Here is a 9161-nt window from a genome sequence, read left to right on the forward strand (position 1 = left end):
CATGCGACCCCGCAAGGCCGAAACACGCAATTTGCCGCCCCGGATGTATCAGTGGACGCGGAAACGAAAAAGCGGAAAGGACTGGATTGCCTATTACTACCTGGACCTGACCGGCAAGGCGATCCCACTGGGCAAAGACCTGGACAAAGCCAGGATCAAATGGGCAGAACTTGAAGCCAAGGAAAAGCCGCTCGACCTACGCACGATGAAGGGCATCTTCGACCGGTACATCCGCGACATCGTCTCCAAAAAAGCACCGCGCACCCAGAAAGACAATCTGGCGGAGATCAAGCAGCTCCGACCGATGTTCGATAGCGCCCCCATCGACTCGATCACCCCGGCCACGATTGCCGGGTACCGGGATGCACGGACAGCGAAGGTGCGGGCTAACCGTGAGATCGCCACCCTCTCCCACATCTTCAATATCGCCCGGGAATGGGGGCTGACGACCAAGGAGAACCCCTGCCAGGGCGTGCGCAAAAACAAGGAAACGCCGCGGGACTATTACGCGAATGATGTGGTTTGGGATGCTGTTTACAAGAAGGCAGCTCAAGAGCTGAAAGACGCGATGGACCTAGCTTATCTGACCGGGCAAAGGCCGGCAGATGTTCTGGTCATGAGGAAGGATGATGTCGAGGGGAAATATTTGGGTGTGCAGCAGAACAAGACACACAAGAAGCTGCGGATCCAGATGGTCGACGGCGACGAGGCAAACAGCCTGGGGCTGCTGATCGCAAAAATGGCCGAGCGCAACGCTCAGCACATTTGCAGTTATCTGATTGTGAGCGCGCGCGGCAAGCGCATGACCGCGAAGATGCTTCGTGACCGGTGGGACAAGGCCCGTGAAAAGGCCAAAAAAGAGGCTGACGAGATTGGAGACACTCTGCTGGCCGAGAAAATCGGCAGCTTCCAGTTCCGTGACATCAGACCAAAAGCCGCGTCAGAAATCCTCGACGTCGGTGATGCGAGCCTGCTCTTGGGTCACACCAAGGGCGACATCACGGAACGCGTTTACCGTCGCATCGGCGCCATTGCAAAGCCGTCAAAATAGTCCAAAAACCCGTTACAAAACTCAAACTTGGCCCCATGTAGAATGCGGTCTACAGAGGAGCCGAAAAACAAAAGTACTGTAACGAAAAAGAGCTACAGGCCACGGTTTTAGCGGCTTTGAATATCGGTCTTGAAAACCGTCGACTGTAACAGGTCCATGAGTTCGAATCCCATCGCCTCCGCCATCTTTATACGACAAAGCCCTGATTTTTCAGGGCTTTGTCGTTTCTGGGGATGTGACTTCTGCATCCCTGTTTCTGAATCGTTTCCGCATCTTTTCTATTATTTCCGCAACTTAGCCCTACACAGTCGCCACTCCGTCCCTAGTTTTGCTACACGATTGATGGGGCAAAGCGTGCTTCCTATGGCTTCCCGATAGGATTCGGCCAAAAGCGGTCTGTGGGGCGCGCCTCGTAAATCCAGGGCCACTCACAATTTTGACTCGATACGACTGACTCGCTCGGGCCGGTAGCGGTATCGACTTTCCAACGCAGAATCATCATTCCCGCAGGTACAAGGCGAGTTGCACTGCGGCTCGCGGATGGCCGCCGGCCACCCGCGAGCCAGTGCCATCAAGCCAGCAGCTTAAGCTCGTCTTTACCGTACTTGAGCGATTTCTCGTCTGGAATCATCAGGCCAGTGTGCTCGTTGCGCCCCTGCAGGATGAAGCGGGCGTTCGGGGTGCCCAACTGGGTAGCGGCCTGCTGGCTGTCGGCGCCGATCTCGCCCTTCTTCATGCGGTTGACGATCACCCCCACCGCCGTATCGTTGAAGTCGCGCAGCATCCAGGCATCGCCATCGCTGTCGCCAGCCACCAACACCGGGCCATAGCCCTTTTGTTTAACCAGCACGTTCTTGATGCCGACGGTCTTGCCCGGCCCGTAGTTGAAGTGCCAGTCCGGCTGATAGCGAGTGGTGTACTTTCCGCCTTCCATCGCCATGCGTAGGCCGATCACGTTCTCAGGCGGCACGCCGTATCCGTAATGAGGATTGCCCGCGAACACGCGTACCACATCGTCGATCGAGGCGGTGCTGACATAGACGTCGATGCCGTTGGCGCGCAGCGTGTGCATCAGGCCGCGGATTTCCTCATGGATGCGGATGCCATGAAAGTGCGTATCCGCCACCACCCCGGCCTTGCCCGGCAACGTGCGTGAGCTCTCGTACTTGACCTTGCGCAGCGCGTCGCCGATGGCGTAGTTGTTGGAAGCCTCGGCCATCGCCTGCAACTCAGCCGTGGTCATGTTCTTGTAGAAATACAGAATCCACTTATAGCCGATCTCCACCGGGTAACTGTCGCAGATCGCGTCGTACATGAAGTAGAGCTTGGCGAGAAAATCCTTGTACTGCTCGCTGGCCTGAATCTCTTCCAGGCTCTTGTCGCCGGCGAGCCCCTTGTAGTTGGCGTGCAACCAGCGGTAATCCGCTTCTACGTCGCTGGCGATGTCTTCCATCTTGACCGCCTTGCCGTCCACCGAGGTGTAGTCCTTCATGAACGCGCCGTTCGGCACGTCCTGACGCACCACCTCAGCGAACTCATCGGGCGTCAGCTTGTACTGCAGATGATTGATCTGGTAGACCAGCAGCGCTTCTTCACAGTCGTTCATGATGCAGGTGTTGTCCCAGTCGAACACCGCGTACGGGCGCTGGTCAGGGCGGTAGGACGCGCTCTTGACGCCGTGTTCATCGATCACCGCCTGCAGACGCTTTTGGTTGAGCGGCGACCAGCGCGCCGGGTCCAGCGCACTTGGTGTGGCCGGGGGCGTGGCGGCTTGCGTTATGCGGGATGACAACAACAGCGGACTGACAACGGAAACGGCGGCGAGGGTGTTCAGAAACTGGCGACGCTGCATGGCATAGCTCCTACTTCTAGATGAGAGGTTACAACCGAGGCAATGGCGAAAGCGTGTTTCGAAATGCGGACGAGGGGAAGAAACCGTCCGGCCACGAGGCTAGCTCCAAATACACAAAAAAACAATAATGCCTCAATATCACACAAATATGACGCGCAGGCTGCGCCAGCCCAATGATCATGAGGCCGCGCCAAACTTGACAGCGACTGACGCCCCTCCACAATGCGTGCTCGGACGGCGACTCGAACAGCAGGGACACCCGGTATGTGGCAAGAAGAGCGTTACCAGCGGATCCGCGCACTCCTATCGACTTTGCAGCGCGTCACCACCGACCGCATCGTCACGGAGCTGAACGTTTCACGCGAGACGGTGCGACGCGACCTGGTCGCTCTGGAAGAACAGGGGGAGTTGAAGCGGATACACGGCGGCGCCATCCGCATTGAAGACGAAGCGCCCATCGCCGAGCGGGCGAACATCAACGTCAAATTCAAGCGTGACCTCGCGCGCGCAGCGGTCAGTCTGCTGTCGCACGGACAGACTGTGTTTATCGACGCGGGCACCACCACCGTCATCCTCGCCGAAGAGCTGGCTAAGCTGGGAGGGCTGACCGTGATCACCAACTCGTTCAACGTGGCGTTGCAATTGCGTAATCCCGCTGTGCCAGGCGGCCAGCACAACGAGGTGATCGTACTGGGCGGTTCACTCGACGACCGTGCTCCCGCTACGGTTGGCGGCACCACGGTGGCGGAAATTGGCCGCTATCGGGCCGATCTCGCGCTGTTATCGCCCGTCGGCATCGACGCCCAGCGCGGTGCCAGCAACTACGACCACCGCGAAGCCGAAGTGGCGCGCGCCATGGCCGACAATGCCGAAGGCGTGGTCATCCTCGCCGACTACAGCAAGATCGGCGTGGAGAGCCGCGTCGCTTTCTGCCCGCCAGAACGTATCGACGTGCTCATCACCAACCACAAGGCCAGTACCGAAGCGGCGTTCGCCGTACTGAACGCCAAGCTCAAACGTATTGTCCTGGCGTAGCAGTGGCTCGGCGGTTGCAACAGGCATTGACGCAGCGTGATGCTCTAGTGCGGCGCAACCGGGTAGATCTTGCACGACGCGACTCTCGGCGCGGGCAAACTGACCGTAACTGTATTGGCTGCGATCGCTTGCAATGGGTCGTTTACTGCCCTTGGCGACAGGCAACAATCGGCTGTTTTCTGCCTGTCACGATTGACCGGCTCGGCTCCAAAATCCCACTTCAGACGAAAGTCGCTTTCCACCAAGCGCAGTCTCTCGGTTGTAGCTATGAACCCACCCAAAACACCAAAAAACCGGTCTAATTCGTTTCCGCAAATAAATTCGCACCCCTTGATTTCAGAGGCCTCCAGACCATCAAGGAATAATGTCTAGCGGAAACGAACTTAACTTAAGGTGTTGAAAAATAAGGATTAGTCTTCAGACTTGAAAACCGTCGACCGTAACAGGTCCATGAGTTCGAATCCCATCGCCTCCGCCATCTTATTTCTGGGGTTGGGCGGCAATCTCGCCGCTGGGCATGTGTTCCAAAACTGTCATGGAAGCGTTCCATAACTCAGCCCGTTTCGACCCTACCTGCGGCGTCCTGCCGACCGTACCCTCCCCCCATCCGTTCAAGAAATCCGCTGCTATGTCGATACCTTCACGGAGGATTCACGACACCAAACTCAGACCTGCTCCTTCCCCGATTGAACTCTGTCTTTTTTCACACCCACACAAGGACACTCGGATGCAATTCATGCCATTGGTTGACGCCAGCCACGCCGTTCAAGCTCATGTGCGTACGCTCCGAAACCAGGAGGATGTTCGAAAGTACATGTACACCTCCCACGAAATTACAGAGAGCGAGCACGAGGGTTGGTTGGCCTCTTTGAAGGGAAACAGTCGCCAAGCGGTGTTCGTAGCCATCAGAAATGGGCAGGCCATCGGTATTGTTTCACTGAACTCCATTAATGCAGTCCAGAAAACAGCTGACTGGGCGTTCTATCTAGACACAGAGATTCAAGGAAAAGGGCTAGGGAGCATCATAGAGTTCTGGATGCTTGACTATGCATTTAATGAAGCAGGCATAGAGAAGCTTAATTGCGAGGTCCTGGAAACGAATCCGGCAGTGATTAAGATGCACCAAAAATTTGGCTTTGAACTTGAGGGCGTTCGACGCAAGAACATTCTAAAAGATGGAAGCCGGATTGACGTGGTACTCCTCGGCATCACGAAAGAAGAATGGAAAAGCAAGCGCCCCTCACTTGAGCCTCTGGTCCTGCGCCTGAACAAATAGGCAAGAGTGTTCGAGTCCGCTTCTGGGTAGATCCTCAGAGACAGGCCGCTGCACTCACAGCCCCCACTCAAATATCCGATCACTACCAGCGCTCAGACAGCAGCGCTGTCAGTTACCCAAAGCGTTGCATCTCCGGCCTCCTGCCGACCGAACACAACCCGCTCAATGTCGGGTTCCGGGTTTGCCCAACGGGCGGATTTTCGTACTACTCGACTCCCATGTTGCTCCGGAATTCATCAAGCGGAAGACCTGACTTAGAGCCGACGACGACCCCGGTCAGCCCACAGCCCGGACAGCAGGCATGCTTCTCCTGATACCACTTCAGGACTTCAAAAGGCGTCAGCCACAGGCCGCAACCGATACAGAAACAGCGTTCGCTGGCCGCTATCTCTTCACGGTTAGCTAGAATTCAGCCGCGCGCGCCATAGAACTGGTTCAGCGCTATCAGCTCAAAAACAGCCACCAGCACGCAGAATGCAACAAAGCCGCGCGTGAAGACCCTGCGAGGCTTTTCGTAAGGCTGAAGATTAGCGAGACCACCGAGGAGGCCGGATAAAAAATTGAGCAGCCCCATTAGCCATCTGTCTCGCTGTTTGTACACTCAGCCTTCAGCTGGGACGTGTACGTTTTAATGAAGAACCCGGCGGCTCTCTCCAATTCTGATCCGATCGAGCGCCCTGTTTAACGCATCCAAGGCATCGAGGAGGGCTTTCGCCTCAGTCTCCCGACCATCGCCCCAGAGGCGTTCTGCCATTTTGTTCAGGGCTTGGATGGAGCGCTCAATTTCCGCAGCAGTCGCTGCTTTACTTTCCGGCATTAAGACTGGTTGCCTGTTCTAATGAGTCGCGGCAGGCGGGGCGACGATATCTGCACGCAACCCAAGAAATTCCACTTTGCCATCATCCGGTCACGGAGGGCGGCGTCTACGATCACGACCCTACGTGCGAAAGCTCTTCGTCAATGATTCGCTCGGCATTCTTCGCAGCGGATGTCGCAAACTCGTAACAGACCCAGTAGTCCTGCTCTGTTACGGATGCAGATCCCTGCAAGTTCTCCAGGCAGCGCATTAATGCATGCTTTATCAAGCCATCATTTAGAGCATTGCGGGCAGCCTCTTCACCTTCAACCGCTCGAATGGCAGCTTCGATTTCTTCGATCTGCTCAATCTTTGCCGCCAGCACGACCTTGGCGAACTCATCTCGCTCGATGATTTTGGTCCAAGAGTGATCAACTATCAGCGTTTTCATTGGTAGCTCCCAGTCTTCCCGGTTCATGCCGGGTCATCAACCAATAGCCCACAAACTCACATCTCGCCACCGCATCCTCCGCTGCCCCCACCGCGCCCCAACTACGTCCAGTTAAACAAAGCTAAAGAGCTCGCGGGGCCACACTCTGCATCAGTTCCGCGAACTGATGCACAGCGTATTTATCGCGCAGAAAAGGCCGAGTCGTCTTTGTTTGTTTTCAGCTACCCGTTACCACACAGCAATATGGGAATCGGCCCGCGGCTCGGTGCCGCCGCACAGCACGCCAGTGTCCGGGTCACGGATGATGATCTGCCCTCGGCCGTAGTTGATCAGGTCGCAATCAACCTGGATCTGGTGTCCGCGCCGGGCCAGCGAAGCGGCCAAGTCCCGAGACGCCCCCTGCTCGATGCCGACTTTCATGCCTCCCAGCCATTGCCATCGCGGTGCATCCAGCGCGGCTTGGGGGTTGAGACCAAAATCCAGCAGATTCATGACCATCTGCACATGGCCTTGGGGCTGCATGTAGCCTCCCATGACGCCGAACGGTCCCACCGGCGCGTCACCTTTACTGATGAAACCGGGAATGATGGTGTGAAAGGTTCTTTTGCCCGGTGCCAGGCAGTTGGCGTGGTCAGGGTCGAGACTGAATTCCTGTCCGCGGTTCTGCAAGGCGATGCCGCTGTCTGGCAGCACCACGCCGGAACCGAAGCCGTGGTAGTTACTCTGGATGAAGGACACCATATTGCCCTGCGCATCTGCCGTGGCCAGGTACACCGTACCGCTGGCGTGGGGATCGCCGGGATAAGGTTTCTGAGCCTGATCGACGATCTGTTCACGGCGTTGGCTGCTATAGCTGTCGCTGAGAAGATCAGCCACCGCCACACGCATGTGCAGCGGATCGGTGATGTAATGCAGGCCATCGCTGTAGGCCAGCTTCATCGCTTCCAATTGACGATGCCAGGTCTGCTGGCTGTCTCGGTGATCGAAGTCGAAACCCTGGAGGATTTTCAGGGTCATCAGGGCCACCAGTCCTTGCCCGCTTGGGGGGATTTCCCAGACATCGTAGCCGCGGTAGTTGATGCTGATCGGGTCCACCCATTGGGCGCGATAGTCCTGCAGGTCGCTGGCTCGCAGGTAGCCGCCGGTGGCGCGGGAATGGGCATCCAGACGCTGAGCCAGAGCGCCGCGGTAGAGGCTTTCGCAAGCGCTGTTCGCCAGTTCTTCCAGCGTTCGGGCTTGCGCCGGGTTACGGAATAATTCACCGGCCTTTGGCGCACGGCCATCCATCAGGAACGTGTCGAACCAGGCGTCGAGCACCGGGTCTCGATGGGGGCTGAATTCATCCAGAGCGGTCTGCCATTGTCGGGCGACCACCGGCGACACTGGAAAGCCCTCCCGGGCCAGACTGATGGCGGGCTGCAGCAACTCGGCAAAGGGTAGCTTGCCGAACCGCTTGGACAACTCCGCCCAGGCCGAAGGGCAACCGGGCACCGTGACCGGCGTCCAGCCATAAAGCGGCATCTGCTCGTGACCACACGCCTTGACTGCATCGATCGTCAGTGCCGCCGGCGCGTGGCCGTTGCCGTTCAGTCCGTGCAATTGGCCTTTGCTCCAGACCAAAGCAAAGGCGTCGCCGCCCAAGCCGCAGCCGGTGGGTTCAACCACAGTAAGCGCTGCCGCTGTGGCGATCGCGGCATCAATGGCATTACCGCCGTTGCGCATGATCTCGATGCCGGCCTCGGCGGCCAGTGGCTGTGAAGCCGCGACCATGCCACGGCGGGCAAACACACTCTGACGTTGCGACGGATAGGGATATTCGTGGGCAGAAAATTTCAACATGGCAAAAGTTCTTCCAAACAAAGATTCATTGGCCGCAGGTATCCGGTTCCATTGCCGGGTAAAAAACCCTGACTGAGAAGGTCACAGCACGCGGCTGAGAAAGGCCTGAGTTCGCGGGTGTGTCGGTCGACTGAAGATCTGCTCCGGCGGACCTTGCTCGATCAATTCGCCCTGATCGAGGACCACCACGCGATCAGCGACTTCTCGGGCAAAACCCATTTCATGGGTGACCACCACCATGGTCATGCCGTCATCGGCCAACTGCTTCATCACCTGCAGGACCTCGCCGACGGTTTCCGGATCCAGGGCGCTGGTGGGCTCGTCGAACAGCATGGCTTGAGGTTTCATCGCCAGCGCCCGGGCGATTGCCACGCGCTGCTGCTGCCCACCGGACAACATCGACGGGTAATGCATGGCCTTGTCCGCCAGACCGACCCGGGCGAGCAAGGCCCGGGCCTGTTCCGAGGCTTCGGCGCGCGGCACGCCGAGCACCTGGATCGGTGCCTCAATGATGTTTTCCAGCGCGGTCATGTGGGGGAACAGATTGAAACGTTGAAAGACCATGCCGATGTCCCGACGCTGGCGAGCGATGTTGCGCTCGGAGTCGCGCACCAGGCTGCCGTCGGCGCGCTCACGGTAACCCATGGCGCGACCGTTGACGCGTATGCGCCCGCCTTGAATGTCCTCCAGCAGATTGATACAGCGAATGAAGGTGGTCTTGCCTGAACCCGATGCACCGATCAACACCACCACTTCACCGCGCCGCACCTGCAAGGAAATCCCCTTGAGAATCTCCAGGTTGCCGAAGGACTTATGAATGTCCAGGGCCTCGATAATCAGTTCTTCACTTTTGTGCGCCAT

Annotated in this window: 9 protein-coding genes; 3 read left to right on the forward strand and 6 right to left on the reverse strand. The window is 57.6% G+C overall.

The window, feature by feature from the left end; all coding sequences use genetic code 11:
* The first annotated feature begins 1 nt into the window (after position 1).
* The gene (locus PMI21_RS01285; RefSeq protein ID WP_007941895.1) at positions 2–1051 is read left to right on the forward strand and encodes a tyrosine-type recombinase/integrase; all 1050 of its coding nucleotides are present in this window, start codon (positions 2–4) and stop codon (positions 1049–1051) included.
* A 571-nt stretch (positions 1052–1622) separates the two neighbouring features.
* Here PMI21_RS01285 and PMI21_RS01280 read toward each other — a convergent pair.
* A complete protein-coding gene (locus PMI21_RS01280; protein WP_007941896.1) occupies positions 1623–2903 on the reverse strand; it encodes a haloacid dehalogenase-like hydrolase in 1281 nt (426 codons plus the stop codon).
* A gap of 264 nt (positions 2904–3167) precedes the next feature.
* On the opposite strand from PMI21_RS01280, the gene PMI21_RS01275 reads away from it, so the two are divergent.
* Positions 3168–3938, forward strand: coding sequence for a DeoR/GlpR family DNA-binding transcription regulator (locus tag PMI21_RS01275; RefSeq protein ID WP_007941898.1), 771 nt, complete (start codon positions 3168–3170; stop codon positions 3936–3938).
* Between the two features lie 727 nt (positions 3939–4665).
* Complete coding sequence (gene pseH / locus PMI21_RS01270) at positions 4666–5214, forward strand: UDP-4-amino-4,6-dideoxy-N-acetyl-beta-L-altrosamine N-acetyltransferase (RefSeq protein ID WP_007941899.1); 549 nt, start codon at positions 4666–4668, stop codon at positions 5212–5214.
* Positions 5215–5623: 409 nt separating this feature from the next.
* On the opposite strand, the gene PMI21_RS29605 is transcribed toward pseH, so the two are convergent.
* The 5 genes from PMI21_RS29605 to PMI21_RS01255 all read right to left on the reverse strand — a co-directional run bounded on the left by PMI21_RS29605 (position 5624) and on the right by PMI21_RS01255 (position 9161).
* Positions 5624–5788, reverse strand: coding sequence for a hypothetical protein (locus tag PMI21_RS29605; RefSeq protein WP_007941901.1), 165 nt, complete (start codon positions 5786–5788; stop codon positions 5624–5626).
* 54 nt (positions 5789–5842) lie between these two features.
* Positions 5843–6031, reverse strand: a complete 189-nt coding sequence (locus PMI21_RS29985; protein WP_033064260.1) for a hypothetical protein — start codon at positions 6029–6031, stop codon at positions 5843–5845.
* Positions 6032–6143: 112 nt separating this feature from the next.
* A complete protein-coding gene (locus PMI21_RS01265) occupies positions 6144–6461 on the reverse strand; it encodes a hypothetical protein (protein ID WP_007941902.1) in 318 nt (105 codons plus the stop codon).
* 228 nt (positions 6462–6689) lie between these two features.
* On the reverse strand, positions 6690–8300 hold the full coding sequence (locus PMI21_RS01260; protein WP_007941903.1) for a gamma-glutamyltransferase family protein: 1611 nt from the start codon (positions 8298–8300) through the stop codon (positions 6690–6692).
* Between the two features lie 81 nt (positions 8301–8381).
* Positions 8382–9161, reverse strand: a complete 780-nt coding sequence (locus PMI21_RS01255) for an amino acid ABC transporter ATP-binding protein (protein ID WP_007941904.1) — start codon at positions 9159–9161, stop codon at positions 8382–8384.

The organism is Pseudomonas sp. GM18 (assembly GCF_000282195.1).
In the GTDB taxonomy this organism is placed as follows: domain Bacteria; phylum Pseudomonadota; class Gammaproteobacteria; order Pseudomonadales; family Pseudomonadaceae; genus Aquipseudomonas.